Source organism: Bacillus sp. PK6-16 (genome assembly GCF_056530295.1).
Genome location: NZ_CP096511.1, coordinates 2,351,486 through 2,371,494 on the forward strand (window position 1 = coordinate 2,351,486; position 20,009 = coordinate 2,371,494).

General features: G+C 35.5%; 22 protein-coding genes. 20 read left to right on the top strand and 2 right to left on the bottom strand.

Annotation, left to right across the window (positions count from 1 at the left end; genetic code table 11):
- Nucleotides 1-175: 175 nt before the first annotated feature.
- From M1D66_RS12010 to M1D66_RS12045, 8 genes are all read left to right on the top strand, one after another.
- On the top strand, nt 176-610 hold the full coding sequence (locus M1D66_RS12010; protein WP_000282831.1) for a ferritin-like domain-containing protein: 435 nt from the start codon (nt 176-178) through the stop codon (nt 608-610).
- Between the two features lie 216 nt (nt 611-826).
- Entirely contained in the window at nt 827-1,294 is a 468-nt protein-coding gene (locus tag M1D66_RS12015) for a DUF2691 family protein (protein WP_000820156.1), read from the top strand.
- 23 nt (nt 1,295-1,317) lie between these two features.
- Entirely contained in the window at nt 1,318-1,833 is a 516-nt protein-coding gene (locus M1D66_RS12020) for a GNAT family N-acetyltransferase (RefSeq protein WP_000440744.1), read from the top strand.
- Complete coding sequence (locus M1D66_RS12025) at nt 1,834-2,712, top strand: aminoglycoside phosphotransferase family protein (protein ID WP_086384926.1); 879 nt, start codon at nt 1,834-1,836, stop codon at nt 2,710-2,712.
- Between the two features lie 111 nt (nt 2,713-2,823).
- Entirely contained in the window at nt 2,824-4,152 is a 1,329-nt protein-coding gene (locus M1D66_RS12030) for a YjiH family protein (RefSeq protein WP_242555154.1), read from the top strand.
- 389 nt (nt 4,153-4,541) lie between these two features.
- A complete protein-coding gene (locus M1D66_RS12035) occupies nt 4,542-5,129 on the top strand; it encodes a GNAT family N-acetyltransferase (protein ID WP_000402587.1) in 588 nt (195 codons plus the stop codon).
- A 329-nt stretch (nt 5,130-5,458) separates the two neighbouring features.
- A complete protein-coding gene (locus tag M1D66_RS12040) occupies nt 5,459-6,091 on the top strand; it encodes a YdcF family protein (RefSeq protein ID WP_000662215.1) in 633 nt (210 codons plus the stop codon).
- 152 nt (nt 6,092-6,243) lie between these two features.
- Nucleotides 6,244-7,392, top strand: a complete 1,149-nt coding sequence (locus M1D66_RS12045) for an acyl-CoA dehydrogenase family protein (protein WP_001218366.1) — start codon at nt 6,244-6,246, stop codon at nt 7,390-7,392.
- Between the two features lie 215 nt (nt 7,393-7,607).
- On the opposite strand, the gene M1D66_RS12050 is transcribed toward M1D66_RS12045, so the two are convergent.
- Nucleotides 7,608-8,078 carry a DinB family protein gene (locus M1D66_RS12050; protein WP_000991272.1) on the bottom strand — a complete coding sequence of 157 codons (471 nt, stop codon included), beginning with the start codon at nt 8,076-8,078 and terminating at the stop codon, nt 7,608-7,610.
- A 69-nt stretch (nt 8,079-8,147) separates the two neighbouring features.
- Between M1D66_RS12050 and M1D66_RS12055 the strand changes: the two genes are divergently transcribed.
- The 11 genes from M1D66_RS12055 (at nt 8,148) to M1D66_RS12105 (ending at nt 16,853) form a co-directional block, all read left to right on the top strand.
- The gene (locus tag M1D66_RS12055; RefSeq protein ID WP_001103816.1) at nt 8,148-8,855 is read left to right on the top strand and encodes an ArsR/SmtB family transcription factor; all 708 of its coding nucleotides are present in this window, start codon (nt 8,148-8,150) and stop codon (nt 8,853-8,855) included.
- Between the two features lie 198 nt (nt 8,856-9,053).
- Complete coding sequence (locus M1D66_RS12060) at nt 9,054-9,731, top strand: copper homeostasis protein CutC (RefSeq protein ID WP_000895119.1); 678 nt, start codon at nt 9,054-9,056, stop codon at nt 9,729-9,731.
- 23 nt (nt 9,732-9,754) lie between these two features.
- Nucleotides 9,755-10,306, top strand: a complete 552-nt coding sequence (gene lepB / locus M1D66_RS12065; RefSeq protein ID WP_000662500.1) for a signal peptidase I — start codon at nt 9,755-9,757, stop codon at nt 10,304-10,306.
- Nucleotides 10,307-10,461: 155 nt separating this feature from the next.
- Entirely contained in the window at nt 10,462-11,214 is a 753-nt protein-coding gene (locus M1D66_RS12070; RefSeq protein WP_000026363.1) for an IclR family transcriptional regulator, read from the top strand.
- 14 nt (nt 11,215-11,228) lie between these two features.
- Complete coding sequence (pxpB, locus tag M1D66_RS12075; RefSeq protein ID WP_000672284.1) at nt 11,229-11,942, top strand: 5-oxoprolinase subunit PxpB; 714 nt, start codon at nt 11,229-11,231, stop codon at nt 11,940-11,942.
- The gene (locus M1D66_RS12080; protein WP_000382239.1) at nt 11,933-12,922 is read left to right on the top strand and encodes a 5-oxoprolinase subunit C family protein; all 990 of its coding nucleotides are present in this window, start codon (nt 11,933-11,935) and stop codon (nt 12,920-12,922) included. Before pxpB ends, M1D66_RS12080 begins: the two co-directional genes overlap by 10 nt.
- Nucleotides 12,923-12,940: 18 nt before the next feature.
- Nucleotides 12,941-13,702: a 5-oxoprolinase subunit PxpA gene (gene pxpA, locus M1D66_RS12085; RefSeq protein ID WP_000848282.1), complete on the top strand. Its 762-nt coding sequence runs from the start codon at nt 12,941-12,943 to the stop codon at nt 13,700-13,702.
- Between the two features lie 23 nt (nt 13,703-13,725).
- Nucleotides 13,726-14,421 (top strand): DUF969 domain-containing protein, encoded by a 696-nt coding sequence (locus tag M1D66_RS12090; protein ID WP_000239809.1) that lies wholly within the window; start codon nt 13,726-13,728, stop codon nt 14,419-14,421.
- A 1-nt stretch (nt 14,422) separates the two neighbouring features.
- Complete coding sequence (locus M1D66_RS12095; RefSeq protein WP_242555155.1) at nt 14,423-15,385, top strand: DUF979 domain-containing protein; 963 nt, start codon at nt 14,423-14,425, stop codon at nt 15,383-15,385.
- 16 nt (nt 15,386-15,401) lie between these two features.
- The gene (pcp, locus tag M1D66_RS12100) at nt 15,402-16,049 is read left to right on the top strand and encodes a pyroglutamyl-peptidase I (RefSeq protein WP_242555156.1); all 648 of its coding nucleotides are present in this window, start codon (nt 15,402-15,404) and stop codon (nt 16,047-16,049) included.
- Between the two features lie 75 nt (nt 16,050-16,124).
- Nucleotides 16,125-16,853 carry an NAD-dependent protein deacylase gene (locus M1D66_RS12105; protein WP_001183804.1) on the top strand — a complete coding sequence of 243 codons (729 nt, stop codon included), beginning with the start codon at nt 16,125-16,127 and terminating at the stop codon, nt 16,851-16,853.
- 55 nt (nt 16,854-16,908) lie between these two features.
- On the opposite strand, the gene M1D66_RS12110 is transcribed toward M1D66_RS12105, so the two are convergent.
- On the bottom strand, nt 16,909-17,490 hold the full coding sequence (locus M1D66_RS12110; protein ID WP_242555157.1) for a hypothetical protein: 582 nt from the start codon (nt 17,488-17,490) through the stop codon (nt 16,909-16,911).
- A gap of 288 nt (nt 17,491-17,778) precedes the next feature.
- On the opposite strand from M1D66_RS12110, the gene M1D66_RS12115 reads away from it, so the two are divergent.
- Entirely contained in the window at nt 17,779-19,932 is a 2,154-nt protein-coding gene (locus M1D66_RS12115) for a peptidoglycan D,D-transpeptidase FtsI family protein (protein ID WP_242555158.1), read from the top strand.
- Nucleotides 19,933-20,009 lie beyond the last annotated feature (77 nt).

Sequence of the window (20,009 nt, forward strand, 5' to 3'; positions counted from 1 at the left end):
TGCCGTGTAGTAAAATCCCCACTGATTATAGTTTCACTTTATGAATAAGCAATTCCTTTACAAAATAGACCCTTTTCTCAAACTTTTCTTTCAATCTAAAGCCGTCCCGTTATATACACAGGCTCCTACTATTTCTAAATGCATAAAATGTTAAGCGAAAGTATGGGGGGATATGATGTATAATTCGAATTATTATGATTGGTATAGGCAGAATGATAAGTTAATTAGTGATATTGAAAAAGCTATAAATGGAGAGTATAGCGCTATAAGCTGCTATGCAAAATTAGCGAATATGGCTCCAAATCAAGTAGAACAAAAACAAATTCTTGAAATTCGTAATGATGAAATAAAGCATTTCCACAACTTTGTACAAATTTATACGAACTTAACTGGTAGGCAGCCAAAACCACAAATTACTGAAGACTGCCCAAATACGTATTTACAAGGATTAGAGTTCGCTATACAAGATGAACAAAAAACAGTAGATTTTTATTTGGAAATTTCAGATGAGACATCGGATGTACATTTGAAAGAGTTGTTACGGAGAATAGCTGCGGATGAACAAAATCATGCAGTATGGTTTTTATATTACTTCGTGAAGTCGAAGTGAACATTAAGAATGAACGACTGATGTGGTGCATATATTAAAAAATATTTTAAAACGTAGTGCAACAATTGAATGGAATATTTAAATGTAAGCAGAAGGAAACCGTTTCGCTAGTAGTGGAGCGGTTTTTTTATGATGTACTTATGTATCGACAAAATATAGTAATTACATTTCATATATAATGTATGAAACGAAAATGAATAAGTTAGGAGCAAGCATATGAAAAGAGGGATTTTTGTAGATATTCCAAATGAATACAGCAATGTACTTTGGAAAGTATTAAAGCCAATTGATATTACTGTATTTGATTGGCAAGTCATGGGAAGGGAGGAAGCTTATATAATAATAGGGAATGAATTAGGTCCAGAATTATTTTCAGAAGATAACGAGATCATGGAAGGATCAGAATTAAAAAAGCTAATAAAAGATAACATATATTATCTTTTATTTTTAGATCTAAAAGCATGTCCAAAAGGAGAGGTAATAGGAGAAATTGCAACATTTGAAGAATTTAAGGAGAGTAAGTGTGAAGTAGTCGTATTAGTAGCGGATGGCGAGTATATACAAATTTATGCGAAAAACCAAGAAGAGATTGAAATGATGTATGAAAACGCAGTGAATCAAGGATTTTATGTAGAATATATTACAGATGAAAATGATGGAAGGACTCGTTTGTCAGTATGGTAGCAATTTGAAAGGGGAAAGGCAATATGGAGAGAAATATAAGTAAAGAACATGCAATTCGAATTGCTACTGAAAATGAAAGTGATAGTATTATCCTTTTATTAAAAGAGGTAGCACAATGGCTACAATATAAAGAAGTGGATCAGTGGCAGTATCTTTTAGGAGAGGAAGCTACGGCTGAAATACTAGAATGTATAAGAGAGAAATATACATATGTTGTTCTGAAAGAAGATGAAATAGTTGGTACGGTTACAGTTTCTCCTAAACAAAATGAATGGGATGAACATATTTTTGGTAAAGAGGAAGTTTCTAATTCATTATATATTCATAGATTTGCGGTGAAACGGAAGTATAAGGGAAATGGAATAGGAGAATGGATTTTACGGTGGGTAGAAGAGAATGTGCAATGTGATAAAGAATATTTGAAGTTAGATTGCGTGGGGCATAATCGTACGTTGAATGATTTTTATAAGAAAAATAGTTTTGAATATGTTGGAAGTACGGATGGGCTTAGTAAGTTTCAAAAGAAAAGGAGAATGTGAATGCATCCAATTAACGTAAGTTTAGTTGAAAAGTTAATACAGGAACAGTTTCCTGAATGGGCCCATTTAGAAGTGAAACCTGTAAAGTTTAGTGGGCATGATAATAGGACGTTTCACTTAGGGGATGAGATGAGTGTAAGATTGCCAAGTGATGTGGCATATGCACCGCAAGTAGAGAAAGAAAATAGTTGGCTTCCTATATTAAATAAGGGGCTTTCTTTACCGATTTCTACCCCACTTGCGAAAGGAAATCCGTCTGAAGCGTATCCATTGCCTTGGTCTATTAATAAGTGGATAGAGGGAGAAACAGTTACGAAACAAAACGTTCGGGATTTAAATGAATTTGCGGCGGACTTAGGATCTTTTTTAGTAGAATTGCAATCTATTAATGCGAGTAACGGACCTTTAGCTGGAACACATAATTTTTACCGAGGCGGACTTATATCTGTATATGATGAAGAGGCGAGAGTTGCTATTGAAAATAATAAGGATGTTTTTGACGAGGCATTATTAAAACACCTTTGGAATGTAGCACTTAGTTCAACATGGGATCGTAAGCCAGTTTGGGTTCATGGAGATGTAGCGCCAGGGAATTTACTCGTTAAAGATGGAAAGCTTTGTGCTGTAATTGATTTTGGTATTTTAGGTGTAGGAGATCCTGCTTGTGATGCAGCGATGGCGTGGACGTTTTTTGATGAAAATAGTAGAAATGTATTTAAAGAAGTATTACGCATGGATGAAGAAACGTGGAATAGAGCGAGAGGATGGGCACTTTGGAAGGCGTTAATTACATATGATGCGAATAGGGATAGTAATGAAAAAGTAGCAGAAGAATCGTATCGTTTCATTCAAGTGATTGTGGATGATTATGAGAGGTAATAGAACAGCCTATTTTAAAATAGGCTTTTTCATATGATTAAATAGTAGAAATGGAAAGAAGGAATCTAATATAATTATACAGAATATTTAGATAATAGGAGGTGTCGAATTTTGAGTGAAATTGAATTAAAGAGTAATGTAATTAAGACAGGGCGAGAGAAGGGGATTATTCTTCGGTTTATACTTGCTAGTCTCGTTGGAGTGTTTATGTTTTTCGTTCCTGTTACGATAAACGGTGCATCGTCTATTATGATTGATCATATCGTATCGTGGATTAGGGCTTTGGTTCCTGGCATAGTACCTTATTATGCATTATTTGTTATGGCAATTGGTGCGATTTATCCATTTTATACGAAGAAATGGAATGCATCTATCGTAGACATTTGTTTTTCTATTTTAAAAGTAGTTGGCGTTGTTTTTGGCATATTATATTGTTTAAAAGTAGGACCAGCTTGGTTCTTTGCGCCAGATGTTGGGCCGTTTTTATATGAGAAGCTAGTCATATCAGTAAGTTTGCTCGTTCCAATTGGCTCGGCGTTTTTAGCGTTATTAGTCGGATATGGATTGCTTGAATTTATCGGTACATTTTGTCGTCCGATTATGAGGCCATTATGGAATACGCCGGGGAGATCGGCAATCGATGCAGTTGCGTCCTTCGTTGGAAGTTATTCGCTTGCTCTCCTTATTACGAATCGCGTGTATAAAGAAGGAAAGTATACGACAAAAGAAGCGGCGATTATCGCTACAGGATTTTCTACAGTATCCGCTACATTTATGATCATCATCGCAAAAACATTAGATATTATGCATTTATGGAATGTTTATTTTTGGACTACACTTGTTGTAACATTCATCGTGACTGCTATCACTGTAAGAATCCCACCCCTTAGTAGAAAACCAGATACATATGTAACAGAAGAAGGGTTCCCAGAGCCTGTTTATAAAGAGAAAATGTTGGAACGTGCTTGGGAAGATGCGTTAGAAGTATCAAAGTCTGCACCGAGCATTATGAAAAATATTGCAGTGAATTTAAAAGACGGATTTATTATGACAATGGGAATTTTACCATCCATTATGTCAGTAGGATTAATTGGTATCGTCTTAGCGAAGTTCACGCCAATATTTGATTGGATCAGTTATATTTTCTATCCGTTTACATGGCTATTACAATTACCGGAAGCAGACTTAGCTGCTAAAGCGGCATCCGTTGGTATTGCAGAAATGTTTTTACCGTCATTATTAGTTGTAAGTGCGCCACTTGTGACAAAGTTTGTCATTGCAGTTGTTTCCGTATCATCTATTTTGTTTTTCTCCGCTTCCATTCCTTGTATATTATCAACAGATATTCCGTTAAAAGTATCTGAACTCACTATTTTATATGTGCAGAGAACGATTTTAACGTTGCTTATTATTACGCCGATTGCTTATTTGTTGCTTTGAAGTTTTAATAAGATAAAGTTAAACAAAAGAAGCCGTCTGTAAAAAGGGGGCTTCTTTTGTTTAAAAGCGGGATATTCTTATTTATTTTTCGTATATGACGTAACGCTTCTTAAGAAGATTCCTAGTCCCGCAAAAAAGAATCCTAAGCATAATAAGCTGCCTGGCGTTCCCCAAGTAATTTGATCTAGCATTTTTTATCCCCTCCCGTTTATCATTATATAGAATTTATTGGGAATTATCAAAAAATTCTTTTTTTAATGGTTACTGATGAGTCTTCCTACCTTATACGAGAAGAATATATTTGAAAAGAATTCTTTTCTTTATATTTTTTTATTCTTATAATACGTTTTTGATTCTTATGATATAGTAACAACAAAGGGGGCTTAAAAATGGAAATTATTCACGAAAGAGCAAAGTTGCGGTTAATGGATAATACTGATGTCGAAACTTTGTTTTCGATTGTAGAAGGAAATCGGGATATTTGGGCGTATTTAATCTCTAAAATGGATAGTGTGCAAGATATGCAACAATACGTTCAAAAAGCGATAAAGGGTTACGGAAGAGGTACTCAAATACCTTTCATAGTCGTAGATCAACAGTCGAATAAGATTGTAGGAAGTACACGTTTATATAATATTTCAGTAGAAGATAAGACAGTTGAGTTAGGGCAAACGTGGTATCATCCGAGTGTGCAACGTACGAGTATAAATACAGAGTGTAAGTATATGCTTCTTCAGTATGCTTTTGAAAAGTTGCATATGCTGAGAGTGCAAATTAAGACGGATGCAAGAAATGAAAGAGCACAACGAGCAATTGAAAGGTTAGGCGCAGTAAAAGAGGGTGTGCTTCGAAATGAAAGAAAATTACCGAATGGTTATGTGAGAGATGCGGTGGTGTACAGTATTATCTCGAGTGAATGGCCAGGCGTAAAAGAACAATTGTTAGAAAAATTAGAGTTGTATAAAGAAAAGTTATAATTCGTGTTTTGAAAGGTATATTGTTCGTGAGACATGAAAAATATACCTTTTTTCTTACAAAATGCTACTTTATTTTAATTCCTTTTGTTTCATCGTTCCCTTCTGAGAAAAAATTCGTTACAATGTAGTTGTATGGTAATAAACTTATGAATTTAAAAAATGTAATGAAAACCGCAAATGAAAATGAATTGATAATCCTCAATTTTAAATGAAAACCCTTTTATACATAAATAACAAGTAAAGTTCCTTCTTTTAAATAAACTCAAACAAAACGATTTGATATAAATGTTTTTTATAGAAGTATGGATGATGTACGGAGGCAATTACAAATGAAAGAAAATAAGAAGAGTAAGAAAAGACGAATCTTTCAAGTATTTTTACTAATGATTTGTTCTGCTATTTTATATGTAAGTTATGCAGCTTACGATATTTGGAGTTATCGTTTTAAAGCAAATGATGACGTGAAAACAGATGCTGGTATCGTACTAGGAGCAGCTTCATGGAACGGAAAACCATCTCCTGTATTTAAAGAAAGAATTAATCATGCGATTTCTTTATATAAGAACGGAAATATTAAAAAGATTATTTTTACAGGTGGTACAAAGTTCGAGGCAGAACTTGAGGAAGCACGTACTGCAAGAGTATATGCAATGAAACAAGGTGTAAAAGAGGAAGATATTTTAATTGAAACTAAATCCCTTTTCACTGAAGAAAATTTAAAAAATGCGAAGCAAGTTGGAATAGAGAACGGCATACAAACATACACGATTGTAAGTGATCCACTTCATATGAAACGCGCAATGAGAATCGCAAAACATATTAATATTGAAGCGTATGCTTCACCAACGCCGACATCAGCATATAAAACGTTAGATACAGAAATACCATTCTTCTTTAAAGAATTATTCTCGTATATTGGATATGTAACCTCTTTGCCGTTAAAAGCATTGAAGGGGGACTAATAAGAAAAGAACCTATCTTTAAATAGGAACTTTTCTTATTAGTCAAAACCATTGTATTTTTATCGGAATAGTGAAACAATAGAGAGGTAGCTTCATATAATCATAATGACAAAATGAACGGTTTATGAATCGAGCATAAAGGAGATTATAGTATGGCACTCTCATTTGTTGAAACAGAAGAACAGTCTTTAATTATTGAGAAAATAAATAAATTGATTCCGAAGTTCATGGAAAGGGAGCATCAGTTAAGTGAATTAGGATCATTTCCGTATGAAAATATAAATGATTTGAAAGATATCGGATATACGAAATTAACGTTACCGAAGGAATTTGGTGGTAGTGCTATTTCTTTATATGACTTCGTTTTATTTCAAGAGAAAATCGCGGAAGGCTGTGGAGCTACTGCATTATCGATTGGCTGGCATCTTGGCATTGTGAAGGAGCTAGCGGAAAATCGCTCTTGGAATGATGAGATGTTCAAATGGTTTTGCGAAGAAGTACGTAATGGTGCGCTCTTTAACAGGGCAGCAACAGAACCGAAAACAGGGAGTCCGACGCGTGGCGGCAAACCAGAAACAATAGCGGTTCAACAAGGCGAGAAGTGGGTTATAAATGGAAGGAAAACTTTTACAACGATGGCGCCAGTACTTGATTATTTTATTATTTCAGCAAGTATGGAAGGCCGTGAAGAAGTTGGTGAGTTTGTTATTCCAAGAAATACACTCGGTGTATCTATTGAAGAAACGTGGGATAGCGTTGCAATGCGAGGGACTGCTAGCCACGATCTTGTTTTACAAAATGTAGAGATAGACAACCGCTTTTTTACGGATGTAAAAGGCGGGAAAGTGAAACAAAAGGGTATTGGCTGGTTGCTACATATACCAGCATGTTATTTAGGAATTGCACAATCAGCAAGAAATTATGCAGTTCAGTTTGCGGGATCATACAAACCAAATAGTTTAAATCATTCTATTAGTTTATTACCGAATGTTAGAAGATTAGTTGGAGAATTAGAACTCGAGCTTATGCAAGCTCGCGTCTTTTTATATCAAATTGCGAAAAAGTACGATGAGGCAGAAGATAAACTGTCACTGCAAGCAGAATTAGCGGCAGTGAAATACGCCGTAACAAATGCGGCGATATCTATAGTGGATAAATCGATGCGCATCGTAGGAGCAAAAAGTTTATCAGAAAAAAATCCGCTCCATCGTTACTATTTAAACGTCAGAGCAGGATTACACAATCCACCGATGGATGATGCAACATTATCTATGCTTGCGGATGCGGCGTTTCGGTCGTGATTTTTGAAGTTTACATTTTATTGTTTATGGATATTATAGTTGTTTTGAAAGCACGGGTTTGATTAGTAATCAAACCCGTGCTTTTTATGTGTATGAAGTACTTAATGGAGATGTAGGTTTTTAATATAAATGATTATCATGGTGTTGTGATTGTTTCTTGTTGAAAAATTCTTATTGTAATGCCAGTTTGGAGGCTGTATAAACATTTTTCGTATTTAATCCCAAATTAAAGGTCTTTCCAAGTTAACCATTCGCAAATATTGTAAAAATTGACCCGCATGGACCGCATCATGATAGGCAATTCGTAATAGCATATCACCTAAATATCGTTGATAGCCAACATCGCTTCGATCAATAAGTCTTGAATCTAGCTCGGCTATGCTTATTGATTGAACATATTCTATGAAGTCAGTAAAGTGTGATTGTGCCAATTCAATTTCTTTTTTTACACAAGTAATTGGCTCGTCATCATACGGGGTACGTATGTCGTTTATTGAGCCGTTGTTTTTTATAATCATATGATAGTAAAAAGTTGAGCTCCATACGTGACGAATCATTTCACCAAAGGACATAGCCTCAGGATCAGGCTTCCAATTAAGAAAATTATCGGGAAGAGAATTCCATAATTTTTCTGAGCGCCTTCTCGTTTCTTTTAAATTTAATATACTAAGATCAATTGCATTCATAATACATTCTCCTTTACTATTAAACTTAAAATAATTGTATCAATTTAATAGTTAGGGTATCATCGAAATATGAATGTATATCCGAATATCTCATATATAGCTAAACTAATTGCTGAACCTACAAGAGCAATCATCTTAGATTGTCTAATGAATAATCAGGCACTACCTGCTAGTGAATTGGCTTATATGGCAAAAGTGTCACATCCAACAATTAGTTCGCATCTTTCTAAATTAGTAGAAGGGAATTTACTTACAGTTGAACAACATGGTAGACATCGTTACTATCGACTTGCTAATCAAGAAGTTGCCGAAGTGCTTGAAAAGTTAGGGACAATTGCACCAACAGTTCAAGTTCGCTCTTTAAAACAATCAACCCAACTAAAACAAATTCGTTATGCTCGAACTTGTTATGATCATCTTGCAGGCAAACTCGGTGTAGAGATAACTGAAAAATTACTAGATAGGCAATTTATAATTTTAGAGGGTGGAGAATACATTGTAACGGAACAAGGTAAGAAATGGTTTCTGAATTTTGGAATAAATGTTGATGAGGCAGATACAAAAAGGAGGGTATTTGCAAAACCTTGCCTTGATTGGAGTGAACGGCGTTACCATATTTCTGGTTGGTTAGGGTCTGCAATTGCAAAACTGTTTTTTGAACAGGGATGGATTACGAAAACGGATAAGAACCGAGCTGTCCATCTTACAAAGAAAGGTGTAAAGTTATTGGAAGATCAATTAGGCATTGATATGAAAACTGAGGAAAGAAAAGTTTGAAATTAGAAAAGTCCGTCAAAATGACGGTTTTTTTCATTATGGTAGGAGTGTACATGAATAATAGGATGTCCCAAATAATTATTGCCAATAAAAAAATCTTTCTTTTCATTCTTCTTTTTTAAGTTTTAAAGGAGAAAGCTAGGCTTCTTATTTTTACTAATGTTATAATAAGAAAAAAGCACGAAAAGAGGTCATCTCATGCTAGAGGTTATTGCAACATGTTTAGAAGATGTAAAACGAATTGAAAGTGCTGGCGGGAAGCGGATTGAATTAATTTCATCTTATACAGAAGGTGGTTTAACACCGAGTTATGCTTTTATAAAAAAAGCGGTAGAAGTGGTAAGTATACCAATTCATGTTATGATTCGTCCGCATGCGAAGTCTTTTACATATACGGAAGAAGAAATTGAAATGATGAAAGAAGATATTATAGTTGCACAGAAGTTAGGAGCAGCTGGGGTAGTATTAGGCGTATTAAACGAACGAAATGAAGTGGATGAAGAGAAATTAGCGGATTTACTATCTGTTGTAGATGGAATAAATGTAACGTACCACCGTGCGATAGATGATATAAAAAATCCAGTAGAAGCGATGAGCACTTTAAAGAAGTTTCATAAAGTGACTCACGTTTTAACTTCAGGTGGACAAGGAAATATAGTAGAGAATATTCCGGTGCTTACAGAAATGCAAAAGGTAAGTGATGGTCAAATTCAGCTTGTAGCTGGAGCTGGCGTGACGAAAGAAAATATAAAGCGATTGCTAGATGAAACTGGAATCACGCAGGCGCATGTCGGTACAGCGGTAAGAGAAGGAAAATCATGTTTTTCTGAAATAGATCCTAATTTAGTACAAGAATTAGTTGAAATAATAAAATAAGTGCTTAAGAAAGAGGAGAAACGATGAAGGAAAATACGAAGAAAGAATTATTCTCTTGGGCTAAAACGATAGGTTTTACCCTTGTATTAATTGCTATTATTCGCGGTGTTTTATTTACACCTTCTTTAGTACAAGGTGAATCAATGATGCCCACTTTAAAAAATAACGAAAGAGTTCTCGTGAATAAGATTGGTTATAGTATAAGTGGATTAGATCGCTTTGATATTATCGTCTTCCACGGGAAAGAAGGATACGATTTAGTAAAACGAGTAATTGGTTTGCCAGGCGATACAGTTGAGTATAAAAATGATGTTTTATATGTAAACGGAAAAGCGATGGAAGAACCATATTTAAAACAGTTTAAAGAAAAAGCAGTAGGCCGTGTATTAACTCCAGACTTTACGTTAGAACAAATCACTGGGAAAATGAAAGTGCCAGAAGGCCAAGTATTTGTTTTAGGGGATAATCGTGAAGTTTCTAAGGATGGTCGCATGTTTGGCTTTATTTCAGAAGATGAAATTGTCGGAAAAGGACAAGCTGTTTTCTGGCCGTTGGAACAAGTAAGAGCGTTATAAAGTGTGGTGAAGTATGGGAGAGATATTCTTCCATACTTTTTTATTTGCTTAAAATCTATTGATTGAATTGAAAGAATATTTTATAATTTTAAATTATATGTTTGTTTCGAAAAACGGAATTTAAGTTCCGTAATTCGGAACGAAAGGGAGATAGAATGAGTATAAATAAAACGGCAGTTAAGACAATGGATATTTTAGAGTTGTTTTATGAGCATGAAGAGCTAAGTTTAACTGAGATGGTTCAGCTTACAAATATGCCGAAAACATCTGTTTATCGTTTAATTGGTTCGTTGGAAGAGATGGAGTTTTTACAAAAAAACGAAAAGGGGAAATATCGTTTAGGGGTCGTATTTTTACGGTTCGGTCAACTTGTTTCACACCGATTATCAGTAAGAAATATAGCAATTCCTTATATGAAAGAACTTAGTGATAGTTTAGGACAGGCAGTTAATTTAATAATTCAGGATGGAAATGACGCAATTTATGTTGAAAAAATGGAAGGTGTTCAGCCGGTACGCGTGTATACGGCGGTTGGAAGAAGAGCACCGCTTTATGCTGGCGCATGTCCAAGAATTTTACTATCGTATTTCTCTGAGGAAGAGAAACGGAGATACATAGAGGAAGTGGATTTAAAACAGTTTGCAGATGGAACAATCGTGGATAAGAAACAATTGTTAGAAGTGTTGCAAATGGCAAAAAAGGAAGGCTACACCATTAGTTATTCTGAGTTAGAAAATCATACAGCCGCGATAGCAGCACCCATTTTCGCGAGCGATGGAACGGTTGTAGCAGGCATTAGTATTTCGGGATTAGCAATTGAGTACAACGAAAGTAACATTTCATATTTTATTGCGAAGGTGAAAGAAACAGCGCATCGCATTTCGAAAGAACTCGGCTTTTTGGCATAGAAAGAGGGAGTAGGATGAAATTTTCTGCGTTAGGGGATCAAGCAATTATTGTTACATTTGGTGAAGAAATTAAGAGGGATATATATGAGAAAGTACAGCGGTTATTTCAAGCACTGCAGCAACATCCGTTTGCAGGAATGATAGAGTGCGTTCCGTCGTTTACTTCATTAGCTGTTTACTACAATGTATACGAAGTATGGAAGCGAAATGAGAGAAGTGAAAGGTCACATGATTACGTTCGCCAGTATATAAAGGAGCTGTGTGATTCTTATAAAGAAGAAGTAAAACAGGATGTGAAACATATCTCTATACCCGTTTGTTACGGGGGAGAATATGGACCAGATTTAGAAGAAGTCGCGCATTATCACGGTTTACAAGTAGAAGATGTGATTCGAATACATAGTGAAACTACATATTTTGTATATATGCTAGGTTTTACACCAGGGTTCCCGTATTTAGGAGGACTTTCAAAAGAATTAGAAACACCTAGAAAAGAAACACCACGGTTACAAATCTCTCCTGGTTCGGTAGGTATTGGCGGAAATCAAACAGGTATATATCCGCTTGAAACACCAGGAGGATGGAATATTATCGGCCGAACTCCTATTTCATTATTTAATCCGGAAGAAGAAATACCAACATATATTCAAAGTGGTATGTATTTACGATTTATTCCAATAACGAAGGAAGAGTACGTATCGCTTGAGGGGGCTAAAAAATGGATGTAGAGGTTTTGCATGCGGGAATGTTTACAACAGTCCAAGATTTAGGGCGATCTCATTATCAACAATACGGTGTGCCAGTTGGCGGGGGGATGGATCAAAGTGCACTTCGGATGATCAATATGTTAGTTGGTAATGAAGAGAATGAAGCGGGACTCGAAATGACGATTATGGGACCTAAATTGTTAATAAAGAAAACGACTTTACTTGCGATTGGCGGAGCAGATATGGAACCGTTATTGAATGGAGAACGTATCCCCTTATGGCGTCCAATTTTAGCGGAAGAAGGTAGTATGCTTTGTTTTGGAAAAGTGAAAAGTGGTTGCAGAGCGTATGTGACCTTTGCGGGTGGAATACATATTGAGCGTACAATGGGAAGTAAAAGTACGTACATACGTGCTGCGATTGGTGGTATAGAAGGAAGAATGCTGAAAAAGGGTGACTACTTCCAAATTGGTGCACAACCAGAAATGGCGAATCGTTTCATTCAAGACTTACAAAAAGATGAGCGTATAAAAACGAAATGGGCAATTAGCAACAGCATACTACCAAAGTATAAGAAACATCCTAAGCTTCGTGTCATAGCTGACTTTGAATACGATCAATTTACAGAAAAAAGTAGAAAGGCATTTTTTACGAAAGAGTATAAGGTATCTAATTATGCTGATCGTATGGGCTATAGGGTTGAGGGAGAAGTATTAAATAGGATGGAAGAAAAAGAGATTTTATCGAGTCCAGTTACATATGGGACCATTCAAGTTCCTAATGGTGGACAGCCGATTATATTAATGGCAGATAGGCAAACGACAGGTGGCTATCCGAGAATGGGAAATATCATTTCAGTAGATTTACCTCTTCTTGCCCAGCTAAAGCCGGGGGACTATGTTTCTTTTGAGAAAATTACGCTTGAAGAAGCGGAACAATTGTACATAGAACAAGAAGTAAATAGGAATCTATTAAAGAAATTCATTGCTTTACGAAGCTGAAATTAGGAGGGAAATAATGTGAAGACAATCGATTTAAACTGTGATTCAGGAGAAAGTTTTGGCGCTTATAAAATGGGGAATGATGATGAAATTCTTCCATTCGTATCCTCTATAAATGTTGCTTGTGGTTTTCATGCAGGTGATCCGTCTGTTATGCGGCAAACGATTGAAAAGGCAATGCAACATAACGTAGCAATAGGGGCACACCCCGGATTTCCAGATTTAATTGGATTCGGTAGAAGGAACATGAATGTTTCAGCAAGTGAAGTATACGATTATGTTTTATATCAAATTGGTGCATTAGACGGTTTTGTAAAAGTGGCTGGCGGGAAGATGCATCATGTGAAACCGCACGGAGCTCTATATAATATGGCGGCAACTAATCCGGAAATTGCAGATGCAATTGCAAAGGCAATTTATCATATAAATCCAAGTCTATTACTTTACGGATTAGCAAATAGCGAGGCGTTTATACAGGCTGCGGTAAAATACAATATAACTCTCGTACAAGAAGCTTTTGCAGATCGTACGTATAAGCAAGATGGAACATTAACGAGTCGTACGGAAGAAAATGCGCTTATAAAAAATGAAGAAGAAGCGATAAAGCAAGTGCTTCAAATGGTGAAAGAAGGCTATGTAAGTGCGGTGAACGGAGAGAAAGTAGCAGTTCAAGCGCAAACGATTTGTTTACACGGTGATGGAGAAAAAGCATTACAATTTGCGAAAAGAATATACAGAACATTCGAACATGATGGTATTTCTATTTGTGCACCGAAATAAAAAAATGTGGGGAAGTGTTGGAATTGGTGAAATTAATCGGGATATTACTAGTTGCAGTGGGCTTTTTATTTAGATTAAATACACTGTTAGTCGTTATGGTTGCAGGTATTGTTACTGGTATGGTTTCAGGATTAAGCTTTTATGATGTAATCAGCATGTTCGGTAAATTTTTCATAGAAAATAGATATATGTCTATGCCTATCATACTAACTTTACCGGTAATCGGAATTTTAGAGCGTTACGGTTTGAAAGAAAGAGCAGAAGCACTTATAACGAAATCAAAAGGTGCAACAACTGGAAGAGTATTAATGTCATATTTTACGATAAGAGAATCATCAGCAGCACTAGGGCTTAATATTGGTGGTCATGCACAAACGGTAAGACCACTCGTTGCACCGATGGCAGAAGGGGCCGCGCAAGGTAAATACGGTAAACTTCCTGAAAAATTAAGAGAAAAGATTAAAGCAAACGCAGCAGCTGCTGAAAATACAGCTTGGTTTTTCGGAGAAGATATTTTCATCGCAACTGGAGCTATTTTATTAATGAAAGGATTCTTCGATTCAGTAGGTATGCATGTCGGAGTATGGGATATGGCACTTTGGGGCATTCCGACAGCAATATCTGCACTTATTGTAAGCTGGATTAGATTTAGAAGGTTTGATAAATATATAGAGAAAACAATGAAGGCAGAAGGAAAAGAAGAGAAGGAGGCAATTTAATATGAACATCATCACAATGGATACAATCTATTATGTATTAGGGATAATCGTTGCTTTTATCGCTGTTCGTATCGCATTCGATCGTGAACATCCAAACAGATTCGGTTCTAGTTTATTTTGGGCATTGTTTGCAGTTACATTTTTATTTGGAAATGTAATTCCTTCGTTTTACGTTGGCTGTATCGTGCTCGCTATGGTCGTTTTAGCCTCGCTAAATAAAGTAACAAAATCAGAGGAAAAAGAAGTTCCAGTACAAGAACGTATGAAACATGCTGAGAAATTAAAAAATAAAATTTTTATGCCTGCACTATTAATTCCTATTTTTACAATTATCGGTACGTTGACCTTAGGGAAAATTAAATGGGGAAATGTCTCTCTTGTTGATCCAGATAAAGTAACATTAGTTGCACTAGCGTTTGGTGCATTACTTGCATTTGTTGCAGCGATGCGTATTACAAAATCAAAAATAACAACACCTGTACAAGAAGGAAGCAGACTATTACAAGCTGTTGGCTGGGCTGTAATTTTACCACAAATGTTAGCAGCACTTGGCGGTATATTCGCGAAGTCTGGCGTTGGACAAGTTGTTTCAGACTTAGTCGGACAAGCGCTACCGACAGAGTATCCGTTCGTTGCCGTTATGGCGTACTGTTTAGGCATGATGCTATTTACAGTCGTAATGGGAAATGCATTCGCAGCGTTTGCTGTTATTACTGGCGGAATTGGATTACCTTTAATAGTTCAAATGCACGGCGGAAACCCAGCAATTATGGCAGCGCTCGGTATGTTTGCTGGATATTGCGGAACGCTGCTTACACCAATGGCAGCAAACTTTAATATCGTACCTGCGATGCTTTTAGAGCTAAAGGATAAAAATGCGGTTATTAAAGCGCAAGTACCAATTGCTCTTTCAATTTTTATCATAAATATGTTTATTATGTATGGCCTAGTATATCGTTTCTAATTAGGAGGATAAAACTATGAGAACAGTATTATTAACAGGGTTTGATCCGTTCGGCGGAGAAAATATCAATCCAGCTTGGGAAGTAGCAAAAGGTTTGCATGAAAAAACAATTGGAGAATACAAGATAATAAGCAAACAAGTACCAACTGTATTTCATAAATCAATAAGCGTATTAAAAGAGTATATAGAAGAACTAGCGCCGGAAATTATTATATGCATTGGACAAGCTGGGGGCAGACCAGATATTACGATAGAACGTATCGCAATTAATATTGATGATGCAAGAATCGCTGACAATGAAGGGAATCAGCCGGTAGATGTACCGGTTGTAGAAGAAGGAGCGATTGCGTATTGGTCTACACTTCCGATGAAAGCAATCGTAAAAAAACTTCGCGAAGAGGGTATACCGTCATCTGTTTCACAGACGGCAGGCACATTCGTTTGTAATCACTTATTCTATGGACTTATGCATGAACTAGAGAAACATGATAAGAAAATAAAAGGTGGATTCATTCATATTCCGTTTTTACCAGAACAAGCGAGTAACTATCCAGGGCAACCGAGTATGTCACTTTCTACTATTCGTAAGGGGATAGAATTGGCAATCGAAGTAACGACGACAGTTAAAGTAGATATTGTAGAGGTTGGGGGCGCAACGCATTAAGTAAAATGAATTGTACAACACCTCTTGTAAACAACTGGTATAATAAGAATAGGAAAATACATAGAGGTGATTTTTGTGCAACAATTTGAAGAAGTACGTTCAATTTTAGAAAAAGCGAAGAAAATTACAGTATTAACAGGCGCTGGTGCAAGTACGGAAAGTGGTATTCCAGATTTTCGTTCAGCAAATGGATTGTATGCTGATGCGAATGTGGAGATGTACTTATCAAGAGGGTACTATAACCGAAGTCCGAAAGAATTTTGGAAGCATTATAAAGAAATCTTTCAAATTAATACGTTCCATCAATATAAACCAAATCGTGGCCATCGCTTTTTAGCTGAGCTAGAAGAACAAGGGAAAGATATTACGATTTTAACGCAAAATATTGACGGTTTACATCAATTAGGTGGCAGTAAGCATGTCATTGATTTACATGGAACACTTCAAACAGCACATTGTCCAAAATGTAAATCAGGCTATGATTTACAGTATATGATTGATCATGAAGTACCGCGTTGTGAGAAGTGTAATTTCATTTTAAATCCAGACGTTGTTTTATACGGAGATACACTGCCTCAATATCAAAATGCGATGAAACGTTTATATGAAACAGATGTACTTCTCGTTATGGGAACGTCGTTAAAAGTACAACCTGTCGCTTCATTCCCACAAATCGCAAAGAGGGAAATCGGGGCAACGACAATTTTAGTAAATGAAGAGTTAACAGGACAAGAATATAACTTTGATTTTGTTTTTCAAAATAAGATTGGTGAGTTTGTTGAAGGGTTATCTTCAATAAAATAAATTATCGAAAAAACTGAGGTATCCACCTCAGTTTTTTATTTGGGTAATTGCTGTATTAAGCAACATGAAAACAGGTCGATAATGTAGTAACCACATCTCTATAATTTATAAAAAAGGTTTTAGTCGGCAAAATAGCAGAATAGGAAGAAATGTTTTCTTTAGCAAATACACAATCGTCATAAAGTAAGCTAATATGTAGCTGTTGTAAAGGATTTATTTCGTTTTGCTTTAAGTATAAAACTAAGTCATTATAAAGTTGTTCACTATAATTACTTACGGAATATTCTATTGAAAGCTGACCTGCTATGCTAGTCCACCATACTTTAAAACTACATATTAATTCTTTAAATGATTCCTCATCACATAAATTAGCGTCAACAAGCTTCTTATAAAATATATGATTCTCCTCGTGAAAAATTTGTAAATCATATCTGTCGTTAGCGGTTTGTTTACGAAGAGTCAGCCATAATTCTTTGAAATTTGTTTTAAAGTCAGGGGAGAAATGTAATGTTTTTGTTATGTAAGGAAAACGAAAATTTTCTTTTTTTCCTTTTTGATTGAGATAAATATTTTGAATGTAGATCATAAAGTTTAAACAATGTGGTGTATTAGTATGTATGATAAACGAATCTGTCATTTTCGTTCTCTCCTTAAGAAATGTCTTTTATGAATTTATTTCTTTAGTATACAAAGAAATGTAAACTAATGGTATAAAAATCAATTTGCCCATTTTTCTTTTAGAATAATATTCATGTTATTGTGCATTAAGGGAATGGTAATAAATAGGGTATAAAAACAAAAAACTGAAAATTAAATCTTTTATTTCTTTTATAATTAATATAAAATTCTATATATATCATATAAATAAATTTGATACATAATGATTTTGCGTAGAAATGTTAATAGAATGAAGCGAGGGAGCGAAATGAGACAGAAAAAGGAGCAGAAAAAACAATCGAAAAAGAAAAAGACTCATATTCCATTTCGGTTAAATGTACTATTTTTTATTGTCTTTCTTTTATTTTCAGCTATTATAATTCAATTAGGTAAAGTACAAATCATTGATGGAGAAACGTATAGAAATGAAGTAAATAAAAAGGAAGATGTAACGGTAAGCACTCCCGTTCCTAGAGGGAAAATGTTTGATCGGCAAGGTCATGTTATTGTAAATAATAAACCATTACGAACCGTTACATATACGAAAATGAGAGGAGTAGACTCGAAAGAAGTTTTACAAGTAGCAAAAGATTTAGCCAAGCTAATTGAAATGTCGCAAGAGGACATGGATAAGTTAACAGAGACAGATAAGAAAGATTTTTGGATGCAGTTAAATGAAAAACGGGCAGCGGCGAAAGTAACGAAAGAAGAGGAGAGTAAATTTAGAAAGCAAGAAATAGAAGGAAAAGAGTTAGATAAAAAAGTAGAAGAACTGCGCCGGGAAAGAATTACACAAGAAGAATTGAATGAGCTTTCAAAGGAAGATATAGAAGTATTAGTAATTAAAAGCAAAATGAATGCGGGATATAAAATGACGCCGCAAATCGTTAAAAAAGATGTAAGTCAAAATGAATATGCTGTCGTTAGTGAAAGGTTGGCAAGCTTACCAGGGGTAGATACGACAGTAGATTGGGAACGTGAATACCCAAATGATAAAATACTGCGCTCTATACTAGGTAGCGTTTCTAATGAAAATGAAGGGTTGCCAAGAGAACAATTAGATTATTATTTAGTTCGTGATTATAATCGAAACGACCGTATTGGTAAAAGTTACATCGAAAAACAATACGAAGATGCACTACATGGAACGAAAGAACAGTCTAAAAATATTATGGATAAAGCAGGGAAGATTGTTCGAACAGAAAAAGTGACTGAAGGAAAAAGTGGAAATAACTTGATGTTAACAGTCGATATGGATTTACAGAAAAGAGTAGAGGGAAGCCTTGAAAAGAATTTACGAGCCTTTCATGCTGCAGAGCCGATGATGGATCGTGCGTTCGTAGTAATGATGAATCCGAAAAACGGTCAAATTTTATCAATGGCAGGAAAGAAAATTGTAAATAAAGATGGCGGTATGCAAATAGAAGATTATGCATTAGGAACGATGACAAGTTCTTATGAGTTAGGGTCAACTGTAAAAGGGGCTACTTTATTAACTGGATATCAAACAGAAGCGATTAAGCCGTATACACATTTCTTTGATGCGCCAATGTATTTTAAAGGAAGTTCTAAGCCGAAGAAATCGTGGAAAGAATTTGGGGATATTGATGATTTAAGAGCTTTGCAAGTGTCATCGAACGTTTATATGTTTAATACGGCTTTAAAAATGGCAGGCATTAATTATGTCCCAAACAATCCATTAGACATTAAACAAGAAACATTTAATAAAATGCGCTACTATTTTAGACAATTTGGCCTAGGTGTGTCGACTGGTATTGACCTGCCAAATGAATCAATTGGTCAAGTAGGTAGAACTGATAACATACCTGGATTTTTACTTGATTACGCGATTGGACAGTATGATACATATACGCCGCTTCAGCTTGCACAATATATTTCCACAATTGCAAATGGCGGTTACCGAATGAAACCACAAATTGTACAAGAAGTTAGAGAGCAACCGAATAGACCAGAGGATGTAGGAAAAGTCGTTCGGTCGATTGAACCAGTTGTATTAAATAGAGTGGATATGGACACTTCGTACATTAATCATGTAAAAGAAGGATTTAGAAGAGTTTTTCAAGAAGCTGACGGAACAGGTACCGGAACGTTTAAAGGTCTACCATATAAACCAGCGGGAAAAACAGGAACAGCTGAGACAGTATATGGTGGAGAAAGTGATATTGGAAGAGATGAGAACAACAACCGAAAAAAATGTTATAATTTAACTCTTGCCGGTTATGCACCATATGATGCTGATCCGGAAGTAGCTTTTTCAGTTGTTGTACCATGGGTGAATGATGATAAATCAGGAATTAATTCTGCGATTGGTAAAGAGATTTTGGATGCGTATTTTGAATTAAAAACAAATAGATCAAATACAAATTCAATTCCAGTAGAACAACCGAACAAGGCACAGTAAAAATAGTATCACTGCATGGAAACATATTGTGCAGTGATATATTTTTTGAGTTAAAAAGCGCTTTATAAGGTGGGAAT